At 55.0% G+C, this 26,054-nt stretch carries 24 protein-coding genes; 19 read left to right on the forward strand and 5 right to left on the reverse strand.

The genetic code is table 11. The features are described from left to right. Nucleotides 1-30: 30 nt before the first annotated feature. From rpmA to proB, 3 genes are all read left to right on the forward strand, one after another. On the forward strand, nucleotides 31-291 hold the full coding sequence (gene rpmA, locus KFJ24_RS00630; protein WP_250829150.1) for a 50S ribosomal protein L27: 261 nt from the start codon (nucleotides 31-33) through the stop codon (nucleotides 289-291). Nucleotides 292-434: 143 nt separating this feature from the next. Beyond that, nucleotides 435-1,628: an Obg family GTPase CgtA gene (gene cgtA / locus KFJ24_RS00635; protein WP_250829151.1), complete on the forward strand. Its 1,194-nt coding sequence runs from the start codon at nucleotides 435-437 to the stop codon at nucleotides 1,626-1,628. Between the two features lie 21 nt (nucleotides 1,629-1,649). Continuing rightward, complete coding sequence (proB, locus tag KFJ24_RS00640) at nucleotides 1,650-2,774, forward strand: glutamate 5-kinase (RefSeq protein ID WP_250829152.1); 1,125 nt, start codon at nucleotides 1,650-1,652, stop codon at nucleotides 2,772-2,774. 67 nt (nucleotides 2,775-2,841) lie between these two features. Here proB and rpsT read toward each other — a convergent pair whose 3' ends face one another. Further along, nucleotides 2,842-3,111 (reverse strand): 30S ribosomal protein S20, encoded by a 270-nt coding sequence (rpsT, locus tag KFJ24_RS00645; RefSeq protein WP_250829153.1) that lies wholly within the window; start codon nucleotides 3,109-3,111, stop codon nucleotides 2,842-2,844. A 258-nt stretch (nucleotides 3,112-3,369) separates the two neighbouring features. Between rpsT and murJ the strand changes: the two genes are divergently transcribed. The 13 genes from murJ (at nucleotide 3,370) to KFJ24_RS00710 (ending at nucleotide 17,658) form a co-directional block, all read left to right on the forward strand. Beyond that, the gene (murJ, locus tag KFJ24_RS00650; protein WP_250829154.1) at nucleotides 3,370-4,950 is read left to right on the forward strand and encodes a murein biosynthesis integral membrane protein MurJ; all 1,581 of its coding nucleotides are present in this window, start codon (nucleotides 3,370-3,372) and stop codon (nucleotides 4,948-4,950) included. A 113-nt stretch (nucleotides 4,951-5,063) separates the two neighbouring features. Next, complete coding sequence (ribF, locus tag KFJ24_RS00655; RefSeq protein ID WP_250829155.1) at nucleotides 5,064-6,035, forward strand: bifunctional riboflavin kinase/FAD synthetase; 972 nt, start codon at nucleotides 5,064-5,066, stop codon at nucleotides 6,033-6,035. Between the two features lie 71 nt (nucleotides 6,036-6,106). Further along, complete coding sequence (ileS, locus tag KFJ24_RS00660) at nucleotides 6,107-8,926, forward strand: isoleucine--tRNA ligase (protein ID WP_250829156.1); 2,820 nt, start codon at nucleotides 6,107-6,109, stop codon at nucleotides 8,924-8,926. Beyond that, the gene (lspA, locus tag KFJ24_RS00665; protein ID WP_434967990.1) at nucleotides 8,926-9,450 is read left to right on the forward strand and encodes a signal peptidase II; all 525 of its coding nucleotides are present in this window, start codon (nucleotides 8,926-8,928) and stop codon (nucleotides 9,448-9,450) included. Before ileS ends, lspA begins: the two co-directional genes overlap by 1 nt. 5 nt (nucleotides 9,451-9,455) lie before the next feature. After that, nucleotides 9,456-9,908: an FKBP-type peptidyl-prolyl cis-trans isomerase gene (fkpB, locus tag KFJ24_RS00670; RefSeq protein ID WP_250829158.1), complete on the forward strand. Its 453-nt coding sequence runs from the start codon at nucleotides 9,456-9,458 to the stop codon at nucleotides 9,906-9,908. A gap of 38 nt (nucleotides 9,909-9,946) precedes the next feature. Next, nucleotides 9,947-10,900, forward strand: coding sequence for a 4-hydroxy-3-methylbut-2-enyl diphosphate reductase (gene ispH, locus KFJ24_RS00675; protein ID WP_250829159.1), 954 nt, complete (start codon nucleotides 9,947-9,949; stop codon nucleotides 10,898-10,900). 216 nt (nucleotides 10,901-11,116) lie between these two features. Beyond that, nucleotides 11,117-11,722 carry a GspH/FimT family pseudopilin gene (locus KFJ24_RS00680; protein ID WP_250829160.1) on the forward strand — a complete coding sequence of 202 codons (606 nt, stop codon included), beginning with the start codon at nucleotides 11,117-11,119 and terminating at the stop codon, nucleotides 11,720-11,722. 14 nt (nucleotides 11,723-11,736) lie between these two features. Beyond that, on the forward strand, nucleotides 11,737-12,279 hold the full coding sequence (gene pilV / locus KFJ24_RS00685) for a type IV pilus modification protein PilV (RefSeq protein ID WP_250829161.1): 543 nt from the start codon (nucleotides 11,737-11,739) through the stop codon (nucleotides 12,277-12,279). 8 nt (nucleotides 12,280-12,287) lie between these two features. Next, entirely contained in the window at nucleotides 12,288-13,379 is a 1,092-nt protein-coding gene (locus KFJ24_RS00690) for a PilW family protein (RefSeq protein ID WP_250829162.1), read from the forward strand. A gap of 13 nt (nucleotides 13,380-13,392) precedes the next feature. Next, on the forward strand, nucleotides 13,393-13,875 hold the full coding sequence (locus KFJ24_RS00695; protein WP_250829163.1) for a PilX N-terminal domain-containing pilus assembly protein: 483 nt from the start codon (nucleotides 13,393-13,395) through the stop codon (nucleotides 13,873-13,875). Between the two features lie 25 nt (nucleotides 13,876-13,900). Then, a complete protein-coding gene (locus KFJ24_RS00700; protein WP_250829164.1) occupies nucleotides 13,901-14,275 on the forward strand; it encodes a hypothetical protein in 375 nt (124 codons plus the stop codon). After that, the gene (locus KFJ24_RS00705) at nucleotides 14,272-17,202 is read left to right on the forward strand and encodes a pilus assembly protein (RefSeq protein ID WP_250829165.1); all 2,931 of its coding nucleotides are present in this window, start codon (nucleotides 14,272-14,274) and stop codon (nucleotides 17,200-17,202) included. The genes KFJ24_RS00700 and KFJ24_RS00705 overlap by 4 nt, the downstream gene beginning before the upstream one ends. Nucleotides 17,203-17,208: 6 nt before the next feature. Beyond that, on the forward strand, nucleotides 17,209-17,658 hold the full coding sequence (locus KFJ24_RS00710; protein ID WP_250829166.1) for a type IV pilin protein: 450 nt from the start codon (nucleotides 17,209-17,211) through the stop codon (nucleotides 17,656-17,658). A 40-nt stretch (nucleotides 17,659-17,698) separates the two neighbouring features. Here the strand turns inward: KFJ24_RS00710 and KFJ24_RS00715 are convergent, their stop codons facing one another. The 3 genes from KFJ24_RS00715 to KFJ24_RS00725 all read right to left on the reverse strand — a co-directional run bounded on the left by KFJ24_RS00715 (nucleotide 17,699) and on the right by KFJ24_RS00725 (nucleotide 21,475). Then, entirely contained in the window at nucleotides 17,699-18,259 is a 561-nt protein-coding gene (locus tag KFJ24_RS00715; protein ID WP_250829167.1) for a GspH/FimT family protein, read from the reverse strand. Between the two features lie 121 nt (nucleotides 18,260-18,380). Beyond that, the gene (locus tag KFJ24_RS00720; RefSeq protein ID WP_250829168.1) at nucleotides 18,381-19,769 is read right to left on the reverse strand and encodes a sigma-54-dependent transcriptional regulator; all 1,389 of its coding nucleotides are present in this window, start codon (nucleotides 19,767-19,769) and stop codon (nucleotides 18,381-18,383) included. A gap of 56 nt (nucleotides 19,770-19,825) precedes the next feature. Next, a complete protein-coding gene (locus KFJ24_RS00725) occupies nucleotides 19,826-21,475 on the reverse strand; it encodes a sensor histidine kinase (RefSeq protein WP_250829169.1) in 1,650 nt (549 codons plus the stop codon). A gap of 93 nt (nucleotides 21,476-21,568) precedes the next feature. Between KFJ24_RS00725 and KFJ24_RS00730 the strand changes: the two genes are divergently transcribed. Then, nucleotides 21,569-23,233, forward strand: a complete 1,665-nt coding sequence (locus tag KFJ24_RS00730) for an NAD+ synthase (RefSeq protein ID WP_250829170.1) — start codon at nucleotides 21,569-21,571, stop codon at nucleotides 23,231-23,233. Between the two features lie 20 nt (nucleotides 23,234-23,253). On the opposite strand, the gene KFJ24_RS00735 is transcribed toward KFJ24_RS00730, so the two are convergent. After that, nucleotides 23,254-24,087 carry an outer membrane protein assembly factor BamD gene (locus tag KFJ24_RS00735; RefSeq protein ID WP_250829171.1) on the reverse strand — a complete coding sequence of 278 codons (834 nt, stop codon included), beginning with the start codon at nucleotides 24,085-24,087 and terminating at the stop codon, nucleotides 23,254-23,256. A 136-nt stretch (nucleotides 24,088-24,223) separates the two neighbouring features. On the opposite strand from KFJ24_RS00735, the gene rluD reads away from it, so the two are divergent. Then, on the forward strand, nucleotides 24,224-25,201 hold the full coding sequence (rluD, locus tag KFJ24_RS00740; RefSeq protein ID WP_250829172.1) for a 23S rRNA pseudouridine(1911/1915/1917) synthase RluD: 978 nt from the start codon (nucleotides 24,224-24,226) through the stop codon (nucleotides 25,199-25,201). After that, the gene (gene pgeF / locus KFJ24_RS00745; RefSeq protein ID WP_250829173.1) at nucleotides 25,191-25,943 is read left to right on the forward strand and encodes a peptidoglycan editing factor PgeF; all 753 of its coding nucleotides are present in this window, start codon (nucleotides 25,191-25,193) and stop codon (nucleotides 25,941-25,943) included. The genes rluD and pgeF overlap by 11 nt, the downstream gene beginning before the upstream one ends. Nucleotides 25,944-26,054 lie beyond the last annotated feature (111 nt).

The raw sequence follows: 26,054 nt of genomic DNA on the forward strand, positions 1-26,054 counted from the left end.
GGAATCACCCCTTAAACCAGGAGGCTTGTAATGGCTCATAAAAAAGCAGCAGGTAGTACCCGTAACGGTCGCGATTCCGAGTCGAAACGACTTGGTGTGAAGCGCTACGGCGGCGAGACTGTATCTGCAGGCAGCATCATCATTCGTCAGCGCGGAACCCGTTTCCACGCCGGCAACAACGTTGGCATTGGCAAGGACCACACCCTGTTCGCGAAAGCGGAAGGCCAGGTGAAGTTCGAAGTCAAAGGCCCGCAGAGCCGCAAGTTCGTGAGCATCGTTCCAGCTGCGTAAGCAGCGGCGATCCGGTTCTGTCGAACCTTGGATGGCACTGATATCCTGATATAGTCAGTTGTCAGTGTTGTCTGGAGCCCCGCAAAGCTTCCTAGAGGCTGCGGGGCTTTTTAGTTTATGCGCGAAGCGCAAAGGGTTTATCCATGAAATTCGTAGACGAAGCCACCATCATCGTTGAAGCCGGAAAGGGCGGGCATGGTTGCCTCAGTTTCCGGCGCGAGAAATATGTGCCGAAAGGTGGTCCTGACGGTGGTGACGGCGGGGATGGTGGCTCCGTATATCTGGAAGCCGACAGCGCGCTGAATACGCTGATCGATTACCGCTTCCAGCGCAAACACAAGGCGCAGAATGGCGAGCCCGGCTCAGGCCGGAACTGTACCGGTACGAAAGGTGAAGATCTGGCATTGCCGGTGCCCGTGGGTACCACAGTTGTTGATATGGATACCCATGAGGTGCTGGGTGATCTCACTCATGCCGGCCAGCGTCTGAAAGTTGCTCAGGCCGGCTTCCACGGTCTCGGCAATACCCGTTTCAAGTCCTCTGTGAACCGCGCGCCGCGGCAAACCACCAAGGGCTCTGAAGGTGAACTCCGGAATCTTCGGCTTGAGTTGAAGGTATTGGCAGATGTGGGGTTGCTGGGTATGCCCAATGCGGGCAAGTCCACGTTTATTCGCTCGGTTTCCGCTGCGCGTCCGAAGGTGGCGGACTATCCGTTCACAACACTGGTGCCCAATCTCGGGGTGGTGAGTGTCCAGGCACACCAGAGTTTCGTTATTGCTGACATTCCGGGGCTGATTGAAGGGGCTGCAGAAGGTGCGGGTCTGGGTATCCGGTTCCTGAAGCATCTGGTCAGGACACGCCTGCTGCTCCACCTGGTTGATGTTGCGCCCTACGATGAGTCCTCGCCGGTGGAGTCCGTTCGGGCAATTGAGCATGAGCTCGAAAAGTTCAGCGAAACTCTGGCAAACCGGGAGCGCTGGCTGGTGCTCAACAAGGTCGATATGGTGGCCGAAGAGGATCGTGATGCCCATTGTCAGGCGATCGTGGATGAGTTGGGCTGGAAAGGGCCGGTTTTCCGGATTTCTGCACTCAGTGGCGAAGGCACAAAGCCGCTTTCTCAGGCGGTCATGCGCTGGATCGAGGAGCAGGCGCAGGAAGAGGCAGAGAATCCCGAGTTTGCTGAGCGCGAAGCTGCGCGCCGTCGTCAGATGGACGAAGAAGCGCGGGCCCGGATCGAGGCGGAGCGGCAGGCCCGAAGGTCTGCCCGCCAGGATGACGATGATGACGACTTTGATGATGATGATTACGACGTTGAAGTGGTCTACGCCCCAGAGTAAATCGAGAGAATCGCACGCATCATGAGTGAACGCACCCAGCTGCGCCAGGCCCGCCGCCTGGTGGTCAAAATCGGAAGTGCTCTGCTGACCAATGACGGCAAAGGCCTGGATGTGGCCTCGCTGGGTCTTTGGGTGGACCAGATTGCGGAGCTGATTGAAGATGGTGTGGAAGTGGTTATCGTCTCCTCTGGTTCGGTTGCCGTAGGCATGAGCCGGTTGGGCTGGTCGGCCCGTCCGGAGCAGCTTCACGAGTTGCAGGCCGCCGCCGCAGTCGGCCAGATGGGGTTGGTGCAAACGTGGGAGGCTCAGTTCAAGCGCCACGGTGTGCACACCGCGCAGATCCTTCTGACGCACGATGATCTTTCTGATCGCAAACGCTATCTGAATGGCCGCAGCACCTTGCGCGCTCTGCTGGATTTCGGCGTGGTCCCTATCGTTAATGAAAATGACACGGTGGTCACCGATGAAATCCGTTTTGGTGACAACGATACGCTGGGTGCCCTTGTCGCTAATCTGATTGAGGCCGATGGTCTGATTATTCTGACCGATCAGCTTGGTCTGTTTGACAAGGATCCCCGCACGCATTCGGATGCCCGGCTGGTCACTGAGCACAAGGCGGGTGATCATCAACTGGACGCCATGGCGGGCGAGGGTGCTGGTGCCCTGGGTCGGGGTGGTATGCAGACCAAGGTTCGTGCAGCTCGTCTGGCTGCTCGCTCAGGCGCGTTCACTGTGATTGTCGGTGGGCGGATCGAGGGGGTAATTACCCGTTTGCGTCAGGGTGATGTTATCGGCACGCTACTGTTGCCTGAGCAAGGTAGAATCGCCGCCCGAAAGCAGTGGCTGGCCAGCCACCTGCAGACTCGTGGCAAGCTGATCCTGGATGACGGGGCCGTTAAAGTGGTGTGCCTCGGAGGGCGGAGTCTGCTGCCCGTCGGGGTAAAAAGTGTTACGGGACAGTTCCGTCGCGGTGAAATGGTCTCGTGCGTTGATCAAAAAGGTAAGGAGGTTGCCCGCGGTTTGGTCAATTACGGTTCGGACGAGGCCCGGGCCATTGCAGGCCGTTCCAGTGACCGGATCGTGGAGGTGCTTGGCTACGTTTCCGGTGAGGAAATGATTCACCGGGATAATCTGGTTATCGTGTAAACTAGTTTCTCGGACACAAAAAAAACCGGCCAAATGGCCGGTTTTTTTAATCTGAAGAAAAGTCCGCTTACGCGCTCTTCAGAGCCTTGATCTTGGCGCTCAGGCGGCTCTTGCTGCGAGCAACCTTGTTCTTGGCGAAGATGCCCTTGTTAACCATGCTGTCCAGAATCGGCTGAGCCTGCTGGAAAGCTGCCTGAGCTTCTTCGTAGTTGCCAGCCTCAATCTTGGACTGGATTTTCTTAATGTAAGTACGAGCCATGGAACGCAGGCTGTTGTTGTGCTTGCGGTTCTTCTCGTTCTGACGTGCGCGCTTCTTGGCTTGCGGGGAATTTGCCACCGTAAAACTCCTGAAAATCTTAAATTCGTTGCTGAATGATTCGTTACATCGCGGGCGCGCCAAAACCAGCGCGTCGAAATAAATGACGCCGAACTATGCCGCTGAAGCCCCAAAATGTCAAGACCAAAACCCATTTCATCCCCCGACACCAAAGGCCTGTGTTAAACTCGCCGCTCACTGGGTGCAGGTGTCCGGGCTAAGCAAGTAATTCCCGTGATGTCTGTCCATAAGGATGTTCACCGCCAGATCAGGGCCTGCATGTCTTCGGAATCTGAAACCACTCCCGACAATAAATCGCTGCCCAAAGCGCCAGGCCTGCTCCGCTCCTCGGGACTGGTGGGGGTCATGACCATGCTGTCCAGGGTACTGGGCCTGGTCAGGGATATGGTGATTGCCCGTTATTTTGGTGCAGGTACGGGGGCGGATGCTTTTTTCGTCGCCTTTAAAATACCCAATTTTCTTCGGCGGCTGTTTGCGGAAGGTGCTTTTTCCCAGGCCTTTGTGCCCGTGTTGTCCTCCTATCGGGAGAGTCAGTCGGTTTCTGATGTTAAACGGCTGGTTGATGCGGTTTCCGGTTCACTGGGGCTGATTCTGCTGGGGGTTACGCTGGTCGCCATGCTGGGGGCGCCGGTTCTGACGGCTGTTTTTGCGCCGGGCTTCCTTGACGATGATGTGAAGTTTGCCCTGACCAGTGACATGTTGCGCATTACCTTTCCATATCTTCTGTTGATTTCCCTGACGGCCTTTGCGGGCGGTATTTTGAATAGTTATGACCGGTTCGCCGTGCCCGCATTTACACCGGTCCTGCTTAACCTGGCCATGATAGGGGCGGCCATTTACCTCACGCCGCTGATGGATGAACCTGTTATGGCGCTGGCGTGGGGTGTGTTCATCGCCGGCGCGCTTCAGTTGTTTTTCCAGTTGCCGTTTTTGATGCGTCTCGGGCTTATGCCGCGCCCCCGGGTCGATTACCGCCATGAGGGGGTTAGCCGCATCCTTAAGCTGATGGCGCCGGCACTTTTTGGTGTTTCCGTCAGTCAGATCAACCTTTTGCTGGATACAGTCCTGGCCTCGTTTCTTCAGACCGGCAGCGTGTCATGGCTCTATTACTCGGATCGATTGTCCGAGTTACCTCTGGGCGTCTTCGGCATTGCGATTGCCACAGTTATTCTGCCAAGTCTCTCCCGGAAGCATGCGGCAGCCTCCCCGGACCAGTTCGCTGCCACGCTTGACTGGGCTGTAAGGGCGGTATTGCTGATTGGTCTTCCGGCAGCGCTGGCGCTGGCCCTGCTTGCTGAACCTCTGATTGCCACCCTGTTTCATTACGGTGAAGTGACAGACCGGGATGTGGTGATGTCTGCACAGAGTTTGCGGGCATACTCGGCCGGGCTTCTGGCGTTTATGTTGATTAAGGTCCTGGCCCCCGGGTTTTTTGCTCGCGAGGATACCCGGACTCCGGTAAAAATTGGCGTTATCGCCATGGTTGCCAATATGGTCCTCAATCTCGCCCTTATCGTCCCGCTGGCCCATGCTGGCCTCGCCCTGGCCACGTCACTGTCGGCCTGGCTGAACGGGTTTTTATTGTGGAGAGGGCTGCGCAAGGAGGGCGCATGGCACAGCCAGCCGGGCTGGCCGAGATTCCTGCTGCAAATGCTGTTCGCCAATGCTGCGCTGGCTGGCACCATTCTCTGGCTGAAAGCGCCGGCCAGCTCGTGGCTGGCTGCTGGTGGGTATGAGCGGGCCGGAGACATGGCAACGCTCGTGGGCGCCGGTGTGGCAGTCTATTTTCTTGCGCTTGCCCTGGCTGGCGTCCGGGTAAGACATTTCCGCCAGAGGTAAGGTATAATCGCGCGTTTTCTCACCAGCGTTCCCGTAGCACCGAGTAATAATGCGCTTCTGACAGGTGCGGGAAGGGCGCTGAAAGCCAGTTGGCAATTGAAGGTTCGCATTACATGCGTCTTATCCGTGGCCTGACCAACCTGAACATGCTGTCCCGGCGCGAGGATTCACCGCTCTCGAATGGGTGTGTTGCAACCATTGGAAATTTCGATGGCGTGCACATTGGACACCGGACCATTCTCGAGCAGGTAAAAGAAAAGGCTGAAAGCCTTGGTTTGCCGTCGGTGGTGATGGTGTTTGAACCCCAGCCCAGAGAGTTTTTTCAGGGTGCTGAAGCGCCTCCGCGGCTGATGTCTTTCCGGCAGAAATTCGAAGCACTGACCGCAGCCGGTATCGACCATGTGCTTTGCCTGCGTTTCAGCGGGCGTCTTCGACGCCTGACCAGCCGTGAGTTTATTGATGCTGTGCTGGTGGATGGTCTGGGGGTTCGTCACCTGGTTGTCGGCGATGACTTCCGTTTTGGCTGCGACCGCACAGGCGATTTCATGCTGCTTCGTGAAGCGGGCGAGCAACAGGGGTTTACGGTTGAGAACACCCGTACAGTGACCATTGATGGTGAGCGGGTGAGCAGCACAAGGATTCGGGAGCGGCTCAATGTGAACCGGCTCGAGGAAGCTGAAGTGCTTCTTGGCCATCCTTACCGGATTCGCGGCAGAGTTGTTTACGGCCGGCAGTTAGGGCGTCAAATCGGGGCTCCGACTGCCAACATACTGTTGCAGAGAATGGCGCCTTTGCAGGGTGTTTATGTTGTGAGCACGAAACTTGACGACGGGTTGGTTTATGACGGTGTTGCCAACATCGGCCTGCGCCCGACCGTCGACGGCAAGCAGCCAGCCTTGGAAGTGCACCTGTTTGACTTTGCTGGCACACTTTACGGCCGACATATAGAAGTTGTCTTTCGCCACGGACTGAGGGAAGAGATCAGGTTTGATTCCGTGGATGCGCTTAAAGAACAGATTGCCTGTGACTTTGACGATGCCAGGGCATGGATTGCCAAGGCTGGATCGTCCCGGACTACTCATTGAAAACCGATGACCCTGGCCCACACGTAGTTGATTACTGACCCATACTGACCAAAAGAGTACGCACACAGACCATGAGCGACTATAAGCATACCCTGAATCTGCCGGAAACCGCCTTTCCCATGCGCGGTAACCTGGCCAAGCGCGAGCCTGAAATGCTCAAACGCTGGCAGGACCTCGATGTCTACGGCAACCTGCGCAAGCAGCGTGAGGGTCGGGAGAAGTTCATTCTTCATGACGGCCCTCCCTATGCCAACGGCAGTATTCATATCGGTCATGCGGTCAACAAGATTCTCAAGGACATGATCGTCAAGTCCCGCAGTTTCATGGGATACGACGCGCCTTATGTTCCAGGCTGGGACTGCCATGGTCTGCCGATCGAGCACAAGGTGGAACAGGAAATTGGCAAGGCCGGTGTGAAGGTGGATTACAAAACCTTCCGTCAGGCCTGTCGTGATTACGCCACTAAACAGATTGCCGGCCAGAAGGAAGATTTCATTCGCCTGGGCGTTATGGGCGAATGGGACAAGCCTTACCTGACCATGGATCCGAAGGTCGAGGCGGGCATTGTCCGGGCCCTCGGTAAGATTGTGGCCAAGGGGCACCTGGTTCGTGGTTACAAACCGGTTTACTGGAGTGTGGTCGGTCAGTCTGCACTGGCGGAAGCCGAAGTAGAGTATCAGGACAAGACCTCAACCCAGATTGATGTGCGCTTCACTGCAGTGGATCAGGCGAAAGCCCTGGCACTGTTCGGTACCGCTAAGGGTGAGGGCGATGTGTCTGTTGTTATCTGGACCACCACGCCCTGGACCATACCGGCCAACCAGGCGGTATCCCTGAACGCCGACTTCCAGTATGCCCTCGTGCAAGCCGATGTAGGGCAGGGGCCGGAGCGCATCATCGTGGCTGCGGACATGGTGGAAGGCATCATGGCGCGTTGGAATGTGGAACAGTTCGAAGTCCTGGCTACCTGTGCTGGTGCTGACCTTGAGCATCTGGCATTGCAGCATCCGTTTTACGACAAGCGGGTACCGGTCATTCTGGGTGATCATGTTTCCACCGATGCGGGTACCGGTGCCGTGCACACCGCACCGGACCACGGTGTGGAAGACTTTGAAGTGGGCAAGGCCTACGGCATTGGCACCATCAACCTGGTTCAGGCCAGCGGTACCTACACCAGTGCGGCGGGCGAGCTGGCGGGCGTGCATGTGTACAAGGCCGATGAACCGGTATGCGCCGCGCTGGAGCGTGAGGGCAAACTCGTGCGCTCGGAGAAATTCCGGCACAGTTATCCCCATTGCTGGCGGACCAAAACGCCGCTGATTTACCGTGCCACCCCCCAATGGTTCATTAGCATGGACAAGGAAAACCTCCGCGCTGATGCCCTCGAAGCCATCAAGGGTGTGCGCTGGGTTCCGTCGTGGGGCCGGAACCGGATCGAAGCCATGTTTAACCAGTCGCCGGACTGGTGTATTTCCCGCCAGCGTACCTGGGGCGTTCCTATCACTCTGTTTATCCATAAGGAAACTCAGGAGCTGCATCCGGATACCCAGAGTCTGATTGAGAAGGTCGCTCAGGAGGTCGAAGTGGGCGGCATCGACGCCTGGTATGATATCGACGGCAAGAACCTTTTGGGTGATGACTCGGAACGGTATGAAAAGGTAACCGATACTCTGGATGTCTGGTTTGACTCCGGGGTTACGCACGACTCGGTTTTACGGGTTCGTTCCGAACTTGGTCAGTTCCCGGCAGACATGTACCTTGAGGGCTCAGATCAGCATCGAGGCTGGTTCCAGTCCTCCCTGAAAACCTCTATCGCCATGAATGGCGAGGCACCCTATAAGCAGGTACTGACCCACGGGTTTACCGTCGATGGCAAGGGACACAAGATGTCCAAGTCCCTGGGCAATGTTATCGCGCCCCAGGAGGTCATGAATGAGTTGGGTGCCGATATCCTCCGTCTGTGGGTAGCGGCGACCGATTACAGCGGTGAAATGACCGTATCCAAGGACATACTGCGTCAGACGGCCGATGGTTATCGCCGGATCCGTAACACGTCGCGCTTCCTGCTCAGCAACCTGACCGGTTTCGAGCCCGGCCAGCATATGGTGGCGCCAGAGGACATGATCGCCCTGGACCGCTGGATGGTGGATCGTACGTTGCAGCTGCAAAAAGAGCTGGATGAGGATTACCAGAACTACGCGTTCCTGAGGATCTACCAGAAAGTTTACAATTTCTGTGAGGCCATTCTTGGTGGCTTCTATCTGGACATTATCAAGGATCGCCAGTACACCACTCAGGCGGACAGTCTCGCCAGGCGCTCCTGTCAGACGGCTCTGTATCACGTTGCCGAAGCTCTGGTCCGCTGGATTGCCCCGATTCTGAGCTTCACCGCCGATGAGATCTGGCAGCAGCTGCCAGGCAAACGCAGCGACACCGTATTTTATGAGATCTGGTACGAAGGCCTGTTTGAACTGCCTGAAACGACTGAGCTGGGTCGGGATTACTGGCGTGAGATGTATAACGTCAAGGAGGCTGTCAACAAGTGCCTGGAGGAGTCACGTGCCCGTGGTGAGATCAAGGGGTCGTTGAGCGCCGAAGTCACCCTCTATTGCGAAGGTGACCTGGCAGCCGACCTGAAGCATCTGGGCGAAGAGCTTCGCTTTGTATTGATCACTTCCGAGGCGACCGTTAAACCGGTTTCCGAAGCAGGTGACGCTGAAGTCACTGGCCACGAAGGTTTGCGGGTGAAAGTGGCACCTGCGACGCACGCCAAGTGTGAGCGCTGCTGGCATCATCGGGAAGATGTGGGGCGCAATGCCAAATATGGAGACCTGTGTGGCCGCTGCGTCATTAATGTGGAAGGGCCCGGTGAAGCCCGCTCCTTTGCCTGATGGAGACGGCAATGGCTGAGCAGGAAATCGGAACCAAGCTGAAATGGCTATGGCTGGCGGTGTTGGTGATCGCGATTGATCTTGGCACCAAAGCCATGGCCACCGCCATGCTGGATTACGGTGACCCGGTGCCGGTCATGCCTATGTTTAATCTGACGTTGCTCCATAACACCGGGGCAGCGTTCAGTTTCCTGGCTGAAGCGGCCGGGTGGCAGCGCTGGTTCTTTGTAACTCTCGCGCTCGTTGTTAGCAGCGTGCTGGTTTACTGGCTGAGAAATCTTCAGCGCCATGAAACCTGGACAGCTGTTGCCATCGTACTGATTCTCGGAGGGGCTCTTGGCAACGTTTATGATCGTGTCGTTCACGGCTACGTTGTCGATTTTCTGCACTTCTACTGGCAGAACTGGCATTTCCCCGCGTTTAACCTGGCGGATACCGCGATAACGATCGGCGCCGCCATGATGATCCTTGATATTTTCCGCAAACCCGCCGATGCCGACGGGAATGCCGAAAGGAGTAAATAACGCTCATGAAAGAACTTCCCGTAGACAAGGGCACCCGCGTAAAGCTGAACTTTGCCCTGAAGTTTCCCGATGGCGAGGTGATTGACTCCACCTTCGAGAAGGAACCGGCCACGCTCGAAATTGGTGATGATAACCTGCCGGAGAATTTTGAAGCCTACCTGATGGGCATGAAGGCGGGTGATAGGGAGAGCTATGAGGTGCCGCCCGAGAAAGCGTTTGGCCAGCACAACCCGAACAACCTTCAGACCTTCAAGCGCCATGAGTTCAGTGCTGACATGGTGCTCGAGCCGGGTGTGATGATTTCATTTGCGGATGCCCGGCAAAGCGAACTTCCGGGTGTGGTCAGCCGCGTCGAGGGGGATGAAGTAGAAGTGGACTTCAATCACCCGCTGGCGGGGCGTACACTGACATTTGATGTGGAAATCATTGACGTCGAACCGGCAAAGCCAGCGCACTGACTTTTAGACGGCTCATTAACCAGTACCGGGAATTTACCATGCAGATCCGACTCGCCAATCCTCGCGGCTTTTGTGCCGGCGTGGACCGCGCCATCGAAATCGTTAATCGCGCCCTCGATGTATTCGGCGCACCGATTTACGTGCGGCACGAGGTGGTTCATAACAAGTTTGTGGTGGATAACCTGCGCAATCGCGGTGCTGTTTTCGTTGATGAGCTGGACGAGGTGCCCGATGACAAGCTGGTGATTTTCAGCGCTCACGGTGTTTCCCAGGCGGTTCAGAGTGAGGCTGCTCGCCGTGGCCTCAAAGTGTTCGACGCCACCTGCCCGCTGGTTACCAAGGTGCATCTGGAAGTGATGCGCTATAGCCGTGATGGCAGGGAATGCATTCTGATCGGCCACCATGGCCATCCCGAAGTAGAAGGCACCATGGGGCAGTATGACCACAGCAATGGCGGTGAGATCTACCTGGTTGAGGACGAGGAAGACGTTGCGAAACTGGACGTGAAAGACGCTAGCCGCATTTCCTATGTCACCCAGACTACCCTCTCCATGGACGATACCGCCCGGGTAATCGATTCCCTGCGGGCCAAATTTCCTGAAATAGAGGGCCCTCGCAAGGACGACATCTGCTACGCCACCCAGAACCGGCAGGATGCGGTCAAACAACTGGCCGGCGATTGCGATCTGATGCTGGTGGTGGGTTCGCCCAACAGTTCCAACTCCAACCGGTTGCGGGAACTGGCGGAACGGATGGGAACGCCGGCTTATCTGATTGATGAAGCAGGGCAGATCGAGCCGCAATGGCTGGACGGCAAGACTTCAGTGGGTGTTACCGCCGGTGCCTCTGCACCGGAAGTGTTGGTGAACGATGTGATTTCCCGCCTGCGTGAACTGGGGGGGCATGTTCCGGAAGAAATTGCAGGCAGGGAGGAGAATATTGTGTTTTCTATGCCGCGTGAATTGAGAATCGATGCTGTCGAGGTTTCCTGACTTCCCGCCTCATTTTTCATGCCTCCGGATGAAACTCCTGTTCATCCGGGAAGACACCCCGCCAAACAGTTTCGTGCTCGACTGATTTGTGAGCAATTTCTCGTAACCACTCATTTAGTGACCGTTTATCCGCATGGGGCTTCCGCTTGTCGTAAGGGAGTAGCTTCCCTTTCGGACTCTAAATAGTCTGTAATCAGATAGAAATAGGGAAGAATTATGTCGGGATTTCAACGCTCCTCGGGTTTTACGTTGCTTGAGCTGATGATAACGATCGTTGTTCTGGCGGTCGTTGCATCTTTTGCTATTCCGTCGTTCCAAGAGACGGTTTTGAATAATCGACTGACTGCTCAGATTAATGAAACCTCTAGCCTGATCAGTTATGCGCGTAGTGAGGCGTCGAAGCTTCGAGCGGGTGTGGTAACGGTCTGCGGCTCAACTGATAGTGCAAGTTGCTCGGGTAGTGCAGCATGGGAAACTGGTTGGGTTGTTTTCCGCGATATCGATGGCGATCGAGCGCTTGAAACGGCCGATGGTGATCAGTTGCTGAAAGTTCGTGGCGCCCTGTCTGGTGGAAATTCGCTCAGGGTTGTTGACTTGAGCAGCGACAGCGGTAACTGGGTTCAATTTGCCAGTAACGGATTTCCCGTTCCCTCTGCCACAGGTAACGCTTCTGGCACCTTCATAATCTGCGATGACCGTGGAGCCGCGAGGGCAAGAGCGACTGTTGTCAATGTCTCTGGGCAAACGCGTTTGGCGAGGGACAGTGGTGGCACGGCCGGTGTTCTGAATGATCATGACGGCAACGACATTTCATGTCCGTGAGGGTAGAAAGCACGATGCGCAAACAGAAACCTCAAGTAATGAAGAATCCTGGTAATCAGTTGCGGACGCGTTGTCAGAATGGTTTCACGCTGATCGAAATCCTCGTAACGCTTTTTATCCTTGCAATTGGTTTGCTCGGGCTGGCGGGACTGCTATTTGAAGGTATGCGCAATAATCAGGGGGCCTACCTTCGTACACAGGCAAGCATTTTGGCCTATGACATGGCGGATCGGATGCGTGCTAACAGTAATATGGCCGCCAGCTATGGTGGGTTTACCACCGACGGCGCGTCAACTGCATTGCCTGGATGTGCAAGTCTTGCAACCGGATGCACACCTTCCGATCAGGTAACACTGGATCTTGTGGGCTGGACCAGGCAAATTCAGAGTGTTGGAAGCGGTATAACTATGGTCCCTGGCGGAGTTGGCAGCATTCAGTTCGATGCGGCGTCGAATGTATACACGGTTACGGTGCAATGGCAGGAGGCGAGCAGGGGCGGTGATGCTAGTGAACAGATCGCCGGCGATAGTGCTTATTCTGTCCGCTTTACATTGTGAGGTTCGGAATGATGAAGCTTTCTCATGGCCATAAAAACAGCTGCCGAGCAGGGCGTCAGCGTGGTTTGTCCCTAGTTGAACTGATTATTGCGTTGGCGCTCAGTACAACACTGATATTGGGTATTTTCACTGTCTACATGGATTCGAGTCAGACCTCACGTCTGGCCACCTCCCTTGCCAGAATCCAGGAATCCGGGCGCATAGCGACTGACGTTATGGCAAGGGATATGCGGATGGTTGGGTTTCAGGGCTGTGCCGATCCCGATGATGTGACCTTGAACGTAATTGCCAACAACCCGCCCACCTCCAACTTCTTCGAAACGACACTGCGTGGCTGGGAAGTTGACAGTGGTACCTGGGCCAATGGAACGGAATATGACAATACAACCATCGAGTCGAGTGCGCGTATAGGTAGTGATGTTATTGCCGTGCAGCGCGGCGAATCAATGGAAATCGAGCTGACGGGGAATATGACCGCAGATAATGCGAACGTCCAGGTTGTGGGGAACGATGTTGTTCGCTTTGCTCAGAACGACCTGGTTCTGATATCCGATTGCGAGGCTTCCGACCTGTTCCGGATCTCGAGCACACCGTCCTCGGGCACATGGGCGCACGCAAATAATGTGAATACCGCTAATCGCCTGAGTCAGGCCTACACTGACGCTGCCAGGATTATGCGCTTTTCTTCCAGTATCTACTTCGTTGCAGATACCGGCAGGAGCGATATTCAAGGAAACGCCATTTTTGCTCTGTATCGGCAAAGCTTGGCGTTGGACGGTTCGTTTTCTGCACCTCAGGAAATCGTCGAGGGGGTAGAAAGCCTGCAGATTGAATATGGGGAGCTGTTGGGTACTAACAATATTCGTTATACCACCGCAGATAATGTCGGCGATATGGCAGGTGTGGTTGCGGTCAGACTTGGTATGTTGATCAGCCATACTGACCAGGTGCGAGATATTGGGGATACTGCGGATTACGCGCTACCTGGTGAGACCGTTGAGGCTGAGACGAGCGCTGCTGCTGGAGCTGTGACACATCCCGAGGACGGAAGGCTTCGCCGCACATTTATTTCAACAGTAATGCTCCGCAATCGGGACTGAAGGAATACAGCTTATGAAGCAGATATCCCAGAACGGCTTTGGACAGAAGCATAGTGGCGCGGCACTTATTATCAGCCTGATAATCTTGCTTGTGCTCACGCTGATTGGTGTGGCGGGGATGAACACTTCGGTGATGCAGGAACGGATGGCCGTCAATTCCCAGAATTCCAACCGGGCCTTTCAGGCTGCTGAAAGTACGGTTGGTGCGCTTACGAATCAGCTCTATGCGAATGACCTCGATCTGTTGCGGGAATCCATGCAGTCAGCGTCGGAAGAAAGCTCCAAGGTGGAGCAAACGCTGGATGCTTCAAATGGGGTGACAGGAAGATACCAGGTGCGATATCTGGGGGAAATTATCATCACAAGCGGCAGTTCCATGAATGCCGATGAGGGCTCCAGTGACCTGAAGGGCTATCGGTACGAGCTGATTGGTGAGTCAGAAATGGCAAATACCGGTGCTGGAGCACGGGTATTCAAGGGTATTGAGTATTATTGATCCGCTTGGGCGGAGGGAGAATTCGATGAACTTAAAGCGATTCTTGTATGTGTTCATAGCTTGTGTTGCGATGAATCTTGTACCGGTCTTGGTTCAGGCCGATGAGAGCCGCTCGATGCTTGACGGCAATCTGTTGGCGGCGGAAGCGGGAAGGGTGGATCTTGTTGTGAACTCTTCCGGAGAGGTCGTTCAGGTGTTGGTTGAAGAGTGCGAGCAATGCGATCGGGCCAGTTATCTGCCGTCGCCTGATTTGAGCGTAATGCAGGCGGGTAATCCAGCATTTTCCGGCGAGCCGAGTGGTGTGAACGAGCAGGCCGGTACTGTCGTGCTTAATCGGAAATCGGGCATGGTTGTCAAAGTCATCTTCTGGATGCCGCGTGGCAGGGAGAGCGAAAAATGAAGTATTCAAGTCGAGTTATGACAACTGTTTGTTCTGCCCTCTATTTTTCCATGGCAGGCAATGCCGCCATGGCGGACGATACGGAAATATTCTTTACGGACAGAAGTGAGACAGTAACGCCGAATATCATGCTACTCCTCGACATTTCTGGAAGCATGGGAGATAACAAAGTTGATATCAATGGCGACGGCAATTTTGACGACGACGAACCAACCCGACTTGAGGTAATGAAAGATGTGACGGCGGATCTCGTCTCCACTCTCGAGAATGTAAATGTTGGCTTGATGGCTTTTGGTGGCGATGATGGCGCTTATTTCAAGGCACCTGTGGGACCGATTGAAAGCCAGAGGGAGGGAATCAGAGAGAAAATAGATGGTTTGACAGCAGGTGGCTTCACGCCCCTTTCGGAAAGTCTGTTTCAGGCCATGCGCTATTATCAGGGCGAAGATGTCTTCATCCGGAGTACCGACGAGGGTGACGCTTTTGTAGATGGTGTGGCATCAAATGGAAGCTTCACAAGTCCGATCGAATATTCATGCCAGCCGAACTACGCGATTTTGCTGACCGATGGCGAACCGACCAGAGACGACAACTATCAGAGTACAATCGAGGATGTTGTTGGGAGCTGTAGCGGTAATTGCCTGGATGAAATCGCAGAGCACATGTTTACTTCCGACATGATCCCGGCTTCGACTGATCCGAGCGATTCCTTTCCAGGGCAGCAAAAAATATCGACATATACGGTTGGCTTTGACTTGGACTTGGCCTTGTTAAGGGATACTGCCTCGAAGGGGGGCGGCGAGTTCCTGCGTGCAGACAATGCCACGGAACTAACTTCGGCTCTGACACAAGTTCTGGACGATGTAAGGGCCAAGTCCACGACTTATGTTGCGCCGGGTGTAGCGGTGAACACCTTTGATCGTCTCAATCATCTGAACATGTTGTACTATGCTCTGTTCCAGTCCGCAAAAGGCGCAGTCTGGAACGGAAATCTCAAGCGTTATAAGCTGGCCATTGAGACAGACGATACCGGTCAACCCACAGCGGTGATCGTGGATGAAAATGGCAATGCTGCAATTGATAAGGCAACCGGATTTTTCAAGGACACGGCACAGAGTTGGTGGAGTCCGGTTGTGGATGGTCCGAATGTTAAGATTGGTGGAGCCGCGTCGCAGCTCCCCGCAACGACCTCAAGTCGAAAAGTATACTCAAACCTGAACTCCAACCAAAGCGACCTCTCGCATTCCACAAACGCCGTTGTAACCACTGGCAATAATCTCTCAGGCGCGGACTTTGGCGACACTAGCATGACGCCGGAGGCGCTCGCCGAGATCATCAAGTGGACGCGAGGTGTTGACGTCAAGGATGCTGACAGCGATTCAGACCTGACGGAAGCAAGGAAATTTCTCGCAGACCCATTACATTCCGTGCCTCAGTTGGTTATCTATGATGCGGAAACCAGCCCTCAGGATATCTCCATCTTCTATGGGGATAATCAGGGTTATGTTCACGCAGTCAATGGCATAACTGGGGAAAGTCATTTTTCCTTTATCCCACGTGAACTTTTGAAAAACCAGCCGGCGATGATGAACAGCACAGAAAGTTCGGCCAAGGTATACGGCATGGACGGCACCATTGTGCAATGGGTCAAAGATGAAAATCGGGATGGGGTGATTGATTCCTCGGACAACGACTTTGCCCGCATTTACGGTGGTATGCGTCGAGGCGGCAAGAGTTATTACGCGCTAGACGTCACAGACCGGACATCGCCTGAGTTACTTTGGAGTATTACAGGAGGAGTGGCAGATACCGACTTCGAATATTTGGCCCAAACCTGGTCCAAGCCCGTGAAAACCAAGATAGCTATCGGCAATAGAGAGTACGATGTTTTGATCTTCGGTGGCGGTTATGACACCAATCAAGACTCGGTGGATGTTCGAACCCCGGACTCTAGCGGAAATGCTTTATTTATCGTTGACGCAGAGACAGGAGGCCTACTGTGGTGGGCTGGCCCCGCGGACAGTGGTGCCAACCTTGAATTGGCGGCAATGAAATACAGCATTCCTGCATCGCCCAAAGTGCTGGATATCAACGGCGATGGGCTTGCCGATCAGGTTTATGTTGGCGATATGGGGGGGCAAATTCTCCGTTTTGACTTCACAAACACCAATAGACTCTCGGAATTTGCGACCGCCGGCCGTATTGCCGATCTGGCGGGTGACGATGCTGCAAACAATCGGCGGTTCTATCATTCGCCGGATCTTTTCGGAATCAAGATTGGTGGCGCCCGCTATTTAGGCCTTTCGATCGGATCTGGTTATCAGGCGAGTCCGCTGGATAAAGTCGTTGATGATCGGATCTATATGCTCAAGATAGCGGCGGTCAGTTCGGCGCCTCTGGATCCCGCTGACGAGGATGGACTGACGGTACTTTACAACACGATTACAGAGTCCGGGTCCGAGTCAAGTCCCGGCCTCTACGACGCGACCGACAATCTGATTCAGCAAGGTAATGAGACAGAACGTGACGCGGCCGCGCAGTCTCTGGCTGGGAAGCAAGGTTGGTATATAACTCTGAAGAACGAAGGCGAGAAGGTTCTGTCGTCCAGCACGACAGTGAATAACGAGGTGTTTATCACGACTTACGAACCGAAGGCCAGTGACAACCCCTGCCTACCGCCGACAGGAACGTCACGCCTCTATCATCTTTCTGTTCTTGATGGACGGGCTGTCCGAAACTATGACGGCTTAGGCGAACCAGATGCACTAACCAGACCAGACCGCTATGTCGAACTTGGTACTGCAGGCTTGCCCCCGACACCGCAGCGAATGCGGGTGGAAGATACCGATGTCATATGTGTTGGTACCGAGTGTCAGACGATCGATACAGTGAGCGGTGTCGTAGAAACATACTGGTACGAGGACTAGCCGGTGGTGGAAGAGCAACATAAGGAGTCGGGATTTACCCTGATCGAGCTGTTAATCGTGGTCGCGATCGTCGGAATCATCGCAGCCATTGCGTATCCCAGCTATCAGGAATATGTGGAACGGACGCGCAGGGTAGATGCACAAGGGGTGTTGATGGAAATGTCGGCAGCGATGGAACGCTACTATGCCACGAACAATAGCTATGGTGGTGCTGCCGCTGCGGCAGCCGATACCGGCGCCCCCGCTATTTTTCCGGATGAAGCGCCTTTGGAAAGCGATCAAAAGTACTATGATCTGACGATTGAGTCCGCCGACGCGACCTCGTATACCCTGCGGGCAACGCCAAAGGGCGTGCAGGCTGGTAATGGCAATTTGGAGTTGGACTCGACAGGAGTCCGGCGATGGGATGTTAACGACGATGGATTTGATTCCGGAGATAATACTTGGGATCAGTGATAATTTTGAAAGAGTCGGCCTTGGCCGACTCTTTTTTTATTCAACAGCTGATCTTTGCCCCCCATGGTAAACGCATGATGCCATCTCCATCTGTATCGTATTCAACGCGGAATCGACCTGCGATGTTGACTGGCATGTAGGTCATCGTGCCTTGGGTGGTATCTTGGGGACATAAAACTAGGCTGCCCATTGCTCCCTCGCTCATACCCGATGCATTAAAGCGGAAATAGCCGCGACTAGCTGTTCTGGATCGAAGAGAGTACGAGGTAAGGTCAACTTTCACCTGCCTCAGGATAACGTCGTCGTCTGGTTTTCGGTCTTTATTATTGTCTATGAACACCGAAACCGGCTTCTGCCAGTCATCGACGCATTCGTTGGTTGCTGAGAGAGGACAAGCGGTCACTATGCTTCTTTGGCTCGCAGCCGTCCAGCGAGCGAAGGCGAAAAGGGTGTGGTAGTTTTCCAGGATCGCTCTGTGTCTGGCTTTTCCGACCCATGTATTCCAGCTTTGTGTGGCGAAGCCTGTGACAATAGCCAGAATTGCGATCGTAATGATGAGTTCTGGCAGGGTATACCCTGCCACGCTCTTTGAGACGTGCATCGGTTACATTCCTTGTAAAGATTTGAATTATATTCCTGCCCGGCTTCCTGCCAGGGGAGTTGCAGTATATTGGAGGACAATGATCTTTGGAATCCGGACTGCGATATCTCTCTTGGAATTGTTACTCCATCCCCAGCTTCTTTAGCCGGTACCTGAGCGCCCGAAAGCTGATGCCCAGTCGCTTTGCCGCCGCTGTCTTGTTCCATCGAGTGGCTTCTAGCGCTTTCTCGATAGCCTGACGTTCGATGCTTTCCAGATAGCCCTCAAGATCGATTTCTCCTTCGGGCACCGCAGTGGTATCCCCTTCAGCACCTTGTCCCTGAGTAATTATTCCGGAAGCAGAAGTGGGCGAATGAGCTCCACTGCCCAGATGCAGGTCGCCCACGTCGATCTCATCCGCGTCACATAGGGTAAATGCGCGCTCGAGGATGTTCTCCAGTTCACGGACGTTTCCTGGAAAATCGTAGTCCTGAAGGTGCTTGATGGCACCCGGCTTTAATGTGGCCGGATCGCAATCATATTCACCGGCAATCCGTTCGAGGATGTGACTGGAAAGAAGGGCAATATCGTCCGGCCTTTCCCTTAGCGGTGGCACCCCAAGCTCAATAACGTTAATGCGGTAGAACAGGTCCTGTCGGAAACCGCCTTCCTGGACCAGTTCCGGCAGGTTTTTGTGAGTAGCACTGAGAAGCCGAATATCTACGGGCACCTCCTTGGTGTCACCAACAGGACGAACTGCTTTTTCCTGAATGGCGCGGAGCAGCTTCACCTGCATGGCCAGAGGGAGGTCCGCGACTTCATCCAGGAACAGCGTGCCACTGTTGGCGGAACGGAAAAGGCCATCCTTATTTTCGACAGCGCCGGTGAAGCTTCCTTTCTTGTGACCGAAGAATTCACTTTCCATGAGTTCTGAAGGAATGGCACCGCAGTTGACGGCAATGAAAGGGCCTTCGCGCCTGGGCCCCTGCAAGTGAATCATCCGGGCAACCAGCTCCTTCCCACTACCGGATTCGCCGCTGATAAAAACGGGTGCCTGACTGCGGGCGAGTTTGCGAGTCTGATTTCGCAGCTTCTTTATTTGCTGGGAGTTTCCTAACAATAATCCTGGCTCGTCTCCCGGAGTTTCGTAGTCTGGTTTGGTTTGTGAGAGCTTCAGAGCACTGGTAACCAGTTCGCGCAACCGTGGCAACTCTACAGGTTTGGAGACAAAGTCGAACGCCCCGGCTTTAAGCGATTCGATGGCTGTATCCATATTGCCATAGGCGGTGATGACGGCCACTGGCGTGGAGGGTGTGTACCGCTGAATCCAGTGCACCAGTTCTATGCCATTGCCATCCGGAAGATTCATGTCGGTGAGGCAGAGGTGGAAGTTGTTCTCTCCTAGAAGCTTGCGGGCGCTTGTAATATCTGGTGCTGTCAGGGCCTTGATGCCCATCCGGGTGAGGGTGATTTCCAGCAGATCCCGGATATCCGGCTCGTCGTCAACAATAAGGGCTGTATGAGTTGTCATTGTATCTTGTCGGTTCCGTGTCGTTATTCAGACGCCCGATTTGTGCCAGCGTCAGCTCAGATCAATCGCCCGGGGTGGGCAAAGGTAATGCGGAAACAGCAACCGGGTTGACCGTCCTCCACCAGCGACAGATGGGCCTGATTAGCCTCGCACAGTTCCCTGGCCAGATAAAGCCCGAGGCCGGTTCCCCGCTTGTCGGTGGTGAAAAAGGGCTCGAAGATTGAACTGCGGTATTCAGATGCAATGCCAGGGCCGAAATCCCGAACATCGACATAGGCTCTCTCTCCGTCAACGGTTGCGCCAGCATGGAGCTCGATTCGTCGATCGCCGGTCTGTTGCTGGCTGTAGCGCAAACCATTGTCGCAGAGATTAACCATAACCTGTTCAACCTGGCTTTTATCGAATCTGGCTGGCGGGACACCAGAGGCAACCCGCAAATCAATGTATGCGAGAGCGGAGTCCTCATCCTGGGTCTGCAGAAAGTCGGCTCTGAATTCCTCCAGCCAGGCACCCATGTCCACCAAATCTGCGTCGGCCGCCCGCCGCCGGGAAAGGTCCAGAACATTCTCGATGATGCCGTTCACCCGGCGTGAATGGCGGCGGATAATATTGAGCATTTGATGATCGCCCTGATCGAGGTGGGGTGACTCTTCCATTAACTGAGCTGCATGGCTAATGGCGCCCAGTGGATTTCGGATCTCATGGGCAATGCCTGCTGTTAGCCGACCCAGTGATGCGAGTTTCATTTGCTGGGCCTGCTGCGTGACTTTGCTCATATCTTCAATGAACACGAGAATCTGATCGCCGCGCTCTCGGTCCAGCTGGGTGAAGTTGGCTTGAAGAACGGGGGAGGTCGGGGACGGCTGGAAAGGTTCTATTCGCCGTTTCGGATCCCTTAGCCAGGCTTCAAGCCCAAGTTTGAGAGGGCGGGGCAAAGTGAGGGCGCCGCCCCCATCCCTTGTCCGGTCAGTCGGGTTTCCAAATAACAACTCTTCGGCTGCCGCATTGGCGAGGCGGATCTGCCCATACCTGTCCAGCACAAGAATGCCGGTGCGCATCCGCTGAATAATCTGCTGATTGATTTGTTCGAGCTCGGCAATACTGCGGGCGCGGCTGCTGGCAAGTGCTTCGCTACGCATCATTCTCAGGGAAATATACTGCAGGGCGAAAGCGGCGGCGAAATAAAGGATGCCGAGGAAGCCGGCGCGAACGATGTCGTCTGCGGACTCACCCAGAGCCAGTGCCGCCCATCCTGAGATTCCAAGGGAGCAGATGGCAGCCAGTGCGGCGTAGAAAGTACCCATGCGGCTGGGCGTCAGGATATTTCCGGCAGCGACAGAGATGATGACCAGATTTGCGAGTCCGTTAGTGATACCGGTACTCACGAGCAATAGCCCGTGTATGACGAGAATGTCGAGCAGAATCGACAGGGTGATGTGTCTCTGACCTGGTTTAAAGCCAGCCAGCATGACCAGTGCAATGAACGCATTGAGTCCAAAGTATCCGGCCACTCCGGCCTGATAGTACTCCAGCAGGCGGAAACGGGTGTCAAAGTTGACCGGGTCAACGAACAACAGCCCAAGCAACATCAGGCTGACAGCGAGACGGTAGTGGTTATAAATGCGGAACAGTTTGACCTGCTGCCGTCGTGACGGAGAGACAGGTATGGGGCTTATTGCATCCGTTTTTGGGTGATCGACTGCCATGGTTCTCGGGAATCCGCTGTTGATCGGAAGAAATCCTCACTCTTGCGGGGTTATAATAGCCTTTTCATGGCAATGAGTTACAGGAGCCAATTTATGTCCGTTTCCGGGAACGCATCATCACTACAGACTTCATCCAGAAAATTGCGGGTGGTGATGGCCCAACTGGACTTTCTTGTGGGCGATATCCCCGGCAATACCGATCTGGTGATCGATGCCGCTCGTCGTGCGTCACAGGAGCATCGTGCAGATATTGTTGTGTTTCCGGAGCTGTGTTTAACGGGGTATCCTCCAGAGGACCTGTTGCTGCGCCCCAGCCTGGAGGTGCGTGTTAACGAGGCTCTTGAGCGGCTTCAGGCCGAAGCGCTGGAGCCGGCGATTGTCATTGGAGCGCCCCTGCGCCACGGTGCCCTGCTATATAACTCAGCTGTCGTTATTGAAAACGGCGCAATAACGGGCCGCTACTTCAAGCGTTTCCCACCGAATTACCAGGTCTTTGACGAAAAACGCTATTTTGCCGAGGGCTCGGATGTCCTGACTCTGGAAATTCGTGGCGTGCCGGTGGGGATAACGGTCTGCGAGGATCTATGGAAGGACGGGCCGGTTGAAGATACTGCCGCCTCCGGCGCCAGGTTGATTCTCAACCTGAACGCTTCTCCCTACGATGTAGACAAGCAACTGCGCCGAAAGTCTCTGCTTGAAAGGAAATCGAGGGAGAACCAGGTCAGTATTGTCTACGTCAATCTGATTGGCGGGCAAGACGAGCTGGTCTTTGATGGTGGATCCATGGTGTTCGACCACTCCGGGGTTCTTATGGCTGAAGCTCCCCAGTTTGATGAGGGGTTGTTCCCGGTGGAGTTTATTTGCGAACACCATTGTCAGCCGGTTTCGCAACCGCTGCCGGACGAGCCGTCTCTGGAGGCCAACGTCTACAGAGCCCTGGTGACCGGTGTCCGGGATTATGTGAACAAGAACGGCTTTAACTCGGTGGTCCTCGGTTTGTCTGGCGGTATCGATTCGGCCGTTACTCTGGCCGTGGCGGTTGACGCATTGGGGAAGGATCGGGTCCGTGCCGTGATGATGCCGTTTCGTTATACCTCTGGTATGAGTCTTGAGGACGCCGAAGCCGAAGCCGTCGCGCTGGATGTTCAGTACGACGTGTTTTCTATTGAGCCAATGTACGATGCCTTCATGAAAACCCTGTCGGAACCTTTTGAAGGTACTAAGCCGGATACCACGGAAGAGAACCTGCAGGCACGGCTTCGGGGTGTGTTGCTGATGTCCCTGTCCAACAAGTTCGGTTCCCTGGTGCTGACGACCGGCAACAAGAGCGAAATGGCTGTGGGTTATTCCACGCTCTACGGCGATATGGCTGGCGGGTTTGATGTGCTCAAGGATGTTCCCAAGACCCTGGTGTTCCGTCTTGCCAACTACCGGAATACCCTGTCACAGGCTATACCGGAGCGTGTCATTACCCGGCCGCCATCAGCGGAGCTGGCTCCGGATCAGAAGGATGAGGACAGCCTTCCGGGATACGACGTTCTGGATCAGATTCTGAATCTCTATGTCGAGCGTGATTTCAGCGCCGATGCGATCGTCGCCGAAGGCTTTGACCGGGAGGATGTTGAGCGGGTGATCCGGCTTGTTGACATCAACGAGTACAAGCGCCGTCAGGCGCCGATTGGGGTGCGGATCACGGAGCGGGGCTTCGGAAAGGATCGCCGCTATCCCATCACTAATGGATGGAAGAGCGGCAAGTGAATCTGTGGTGATTGCCAGGCCTATTCGTCGCCCATGAGCCCGAATGTTATAACGCTGGAGAGAGAACGGCTCTCGCCTTTGAGCACGTCGGGCTCAAACTCGCCTGCTTCGTTAAACGCGCTGCTTTTCGGGAAGTTATCCCGCAGCATCGCGATGGCATCCTGAGTCCCCTTCTTGAAATCCAAGAAGCGGAACGTTTCTGCGAGAATAACCAGCGCCTCCTCGACAATCGGAGACGTGGGGTAGTTTTCCACGATGTAGCGGGCGCGGTTGTTGGCGGCGACGTAGGCCTCACGTTTGATGTAATAGCGAGCGGCATATATCTCCAGCTCTGCCATGCGGTTACGGACGGCAATCATGCGCTGGCGGGCATCGGCGGCATATTGACTGTCCGGATAGCGGCTCAGAAGCTCGGAAAAATCCCGAAAAGACTGGGTTTGCTCGCCCGGATTACGGGCGGCAACATCGATCGGAAGGTAGCGGGCGGCCAGGCCAATATCAAGGTTATAGGAAGCCAGCCCTCGCATATATAACGCGTAGTCTGCGTGATCGCTCTGGGGGTTCAGGCGAAGGAAGCGGTCCGCTGCGGCACGGGCACCTTCCAGATCCAGGTTCTGGTACCGGGCATAGATCAGATCGAGCTGTGCTTGCTCAGCATAACGGCCAAAGGGGTAATAGGTTTCCAGTGAATCCAGATTCTGTTCTGCCTCATTGAAATTGCCAGAGTTCATAGCATCTCTGGCGTTTTCATAATAGGTCTTTTCCGGCAGTACTTCTTCCTGTTGATTGGAGGCGCAGGCACTGACCAACACCACCAGTGTGGTCAATAGCAGTAAACGGACAACTGATCTCATGCCGGAATCCCGTATAATGTCGATAAATTCGAAAGAGAAGCCATTGTAGCGGGGAAGACGCTACATGTGCAGAGTGTGGCTCTTCTGTTTGAAAAATTATGTCCGAAACGTAACACACACAGGCCCTGGGGGCTTAATGTCATCTGAAAATCGAATTACCGGCAGTTTCGTTGTACCGCCGGAACTAAGCGACCGGCGGCTGGATCAGGCTGCTGCAGAACTGATGCCCGAACACTCCCGTTCGCGACTGCAGTCCTGGATCAAGAGCGGGGCCCTGACCGTCAATGGCGAGGCACGCAAACCCCGGGACAAGGTAATGCTGGATGACCGGCTGAAGCTTGATGCCGAGCCCGAAGCTCAAGTCAGCTGGCAGGCCGAAGAGATTACGCTTGATGTCGTATATGAAGACGAGCACTTACTGATCATCAATAAACCTGCCGGCCTTGTCGTGCATCCGGCTGCAGGTCACGCCGATGGCACGCTGGTGAATGCGCTGCTGAATTATGCCCCGGAGGTCGAGAATCTTCCGCGGGCCGGGATTGTTCATCGGCTGGATAAGGACACCTCCGGGGTTATGGTTGTTGCCCGGAGCCTGATTGCGCACACGTCGCTGGTCGGACAATTGCAGACCCGAACAATGGGGCGGGAATACGAAGCGGTAGTTGTCGGCACAATGACCGGTGGCGCCACGATTGATGCACCTATCGGTCGACACCCGCGGGAGCGAAAAAAGATGGCCGTCGTTCCCACCGGCAAGCCTGCGGTCACGCATTACCGCCTGGTGGAGCGTTTTGCGGCCCATACCCACATTCGCTGCAAACTGGAGAGCGGTCGAACTCACCAGATTCGTGTGCACATGGCGTATGTCAAGCATCCGCTGATAGGAGACCCTCTTTACGGCGGTCGTCTGCGTTTGCCCAAAGGCACCACAGATGAATTGCGCGATGTGTTGGCCGCTTTCAACCGCCAGGCGCTCCATGCACAAAAGCTGACTCTGGAACACCCGGAGACCGGTGAAATTTTGACCTGGGAAGTGCCATTGCCGGAGGATATGGAGCAACTGCTGGCGGCGCTCCGGAAACATGTGAAAGACCTGGAAAGCGATGAGTTCTAAGTTGCCGTTAATCCAGCCTGAATGGCCGGCGCCAGCCAATGTTCGGGCAGCATGTACAACCCGTATGGGCGGCGTGAGTGAGCCGCCCTGGGACAGCCTGAATTTAGGCGGGCACGTCGACGATGTCCCTCAGCATGTGGGAGTTAACCGGAAGCGGCTGGCGGACAGGCTTGCCCTTGATCCGGGATCTATTGGCTGGATGTCTCAGGTGCACGGAACCGGTGTTACTGAGCTGCCGGCAGAGGCGGTGCCCGTTGCCGATGCATCGGTGACTGATCGTCCCGGCGAAGTGTGCGCAATTCTGACTGCAGATTGTCTGCCCGTTCTGTTCTGCAACCGTGATGGAACCCGTGTTGCAGCGGCTCACGCGGGCTGGCGGGGTTTGTGTGATGGCGTTCTTGAAGCGGTCGTCAGCCGTTTCGGAGCATCGGGCAGTGATGTCATGGCGTGGCTTGGCCCTGCTATCGGCCCCCGGCACTTTGAAGTGGGCCCTGAAGTTCGGGAGGCTTTTGTCGTTAAGAATGGCCGCGCTTCGGACGCGTTCTCTACCGACGGTGCCCGCCGCCCGGGTCACTTCATGGCAGATATCTACCGGTTGGCTCGACAAAGGCTTGAGGCTGCTGGAGTTCATGAGATTTATGGAGGCACGCTATGCACTGTCGCCGACCCAGGGCGTTTCTATTCCTACCGCCGCGATGGCCGGACTGGCCGGATGGCCAGCCTTATCTGGTTGGACGGTTAATCCGTCCACTGCTCTAGGGATGATATCCGTCAATTTTCTGACAGTTTAGCTTTCTACCCGCTTGAAGTCCCACCAGTTGCCCCTACATTAAAGGTCAAAGCAAAGAGAATG

Origin of the sequence: Marinobacter sediminum (assembly GCF_023657445.1) — a bacterium.
GTDB classification, from domain to species: domain Bacteria; phylum Pseudomonadota; class Gammaproteobacteria; order Pseudomonadales; family Oleiphilaceae; genus Marinobacter; species Marinobacter sediminum_A.

Bases quoted from the DNA above. Each gene is read 5' to 3' on its own strand.
- KFJ24_RS00715 (WP_250829167.1), bottom strand. From the start codon at position 18,259: ATGCACGTCTCAAAGAGCGTGGCAGGGTATACCCTGCCAGAACTCATC.
- KFJ24_RS00735 (WP_250829171.1), bottom strand. From the start codon at position 24,087: ATGAGATCAGTTGTCCGTTTACTGCTATTGACCACACTGGTGGTGTTG.
- KFJ24_RS00730 (WP_250829170.1), top strand. From the start codon at position 21,569: ATGTCCGTTTCCGGGAACGCATCATCACTACAGACTTCATCCAGAAAA.
- KFJ24_RS00690 (WP_250829162.1), top strand. From the start codon at position 12,288: ATGATGAAGCTTTCTCATGGCCATAAAAACAGCTGCCGAGCAGGGCGT.
- lspA (WP_434967990.1), top strand. From the start codon at position 8,926: ATGGAGACGGCAATGGCTGAGCAGGAAATCGGAACCAAGCTGAAATGG.
- KFJ24_RS00695 (WP_250829163.1), top strand. From the start codon at position 13,393: ATGAAGCAGATATCCCAGAACGGCTTTGGACAGAAGCATAGTGGCGCG.
- rluD (WP_250829172.1), top strand. From the start codon at position 24,224: ATGTCATCTGAAAATCGAATTACCGGCAGTTTCGTTGTACCGCCGGAA.
- ileS (WP_250829156.1), top strand. From the start codon at position 6,107: ATGAGCGACTATAAGCATACCCTGAATCTGCCGGAAACCGCCTTTCCC.
- rpmA (WP_250829150.1), top strand. From the start codon at position 31: ATGGCTCATAAAAAAGCAGCAGGTAGTACCCGTAACGGTCGCGATTCC.
- ispH (WP_250829159.1), top strand. From the start codon at position 9,947: ATGCAGATCCGACTCGCCAATCCTCGCGGCTTTTGTGCCGGCGTGGAC.
- KFJ24_RS00705 (WP_250829165.1), top strand. From the start codon at position 14,272: ATGAAGTATTCAAGTCGAGTTATGACAACTGTTTGTTCTGCCCTCTAT.
- pilV (WP_250829161.1), top strand. From the start codon at position 11,737: ATGCGCAAACAGAAACCTCAAGTAATGAAGAATCCTGGTAATCAGTTG.
- KFJ24_RS00725 (WP_250829169.1), bottom strand. From the start codon at position 21,475: ATGGCAGTCGATCACCCAAAAACGGATGCAATAAGCCCCATACCTGTC.
- cgtA (WP_250829151.1), top strand. From the start codon at position 435: ATGAAATTCGTAGACGAAGCCACCATCATCGTTGAAGCCGGAAAGGGC.
- ribF (WP_250829155.1), top strand. From the start codon at position 5,064: ATGCGTCTTATCCGTGGCCTGACCAACCTGAACATGCTGTCCCGGCGC.
- KFJ24_RS00720 (WP_250829168.1), bottom strand. From the start codon at position 19,769: ATGACAACTCATACAGCCCTTATTGTTGACGACGAGCCGGATATCCGG.
- fkpB (WP_250829158.1), top strand. From the start codon at position 9,456: ATGAAAGAACTTCCCGTAGACAAGGGCACCCGCGTAAAGCTGAACTTT.
- pgeF (WP_250829173.1), top strand. From the start codon at position 25,191: ATGAGTTCTAAGTTGCCGTTAATCCAGCCTGAATGGCCGGCGCCAGCC.
- KFJ24_RS00680 (WP_250829160.1), top strand. From the start codon at position 11,117: ATGTCGGGATTTCAACGCTCCTCGGGTTTTACGTTGCTTGAGCTGATG.
- murJ (WP_250829154.1), top strand. From the start codon at position 3,370: ATGTCTTCGGAATCTGAAACCACTCCCGACAATAAATCGCTGCCCAAA.
- proB (WP_250829152.1), top strand. From the start codon at position 1,650: ATGAGTGAACGCACCCAGCTGCGCCAGGCCCGCCGCCTGGTGGTCAAA.
- KFJ24_RS00700 (WP_250829164.1), top strand. From the start codon at position 13,901: ATGAACTTAAAGCGATTCTTGTATGTGTTCATAGCTTGTGTTGCGATG.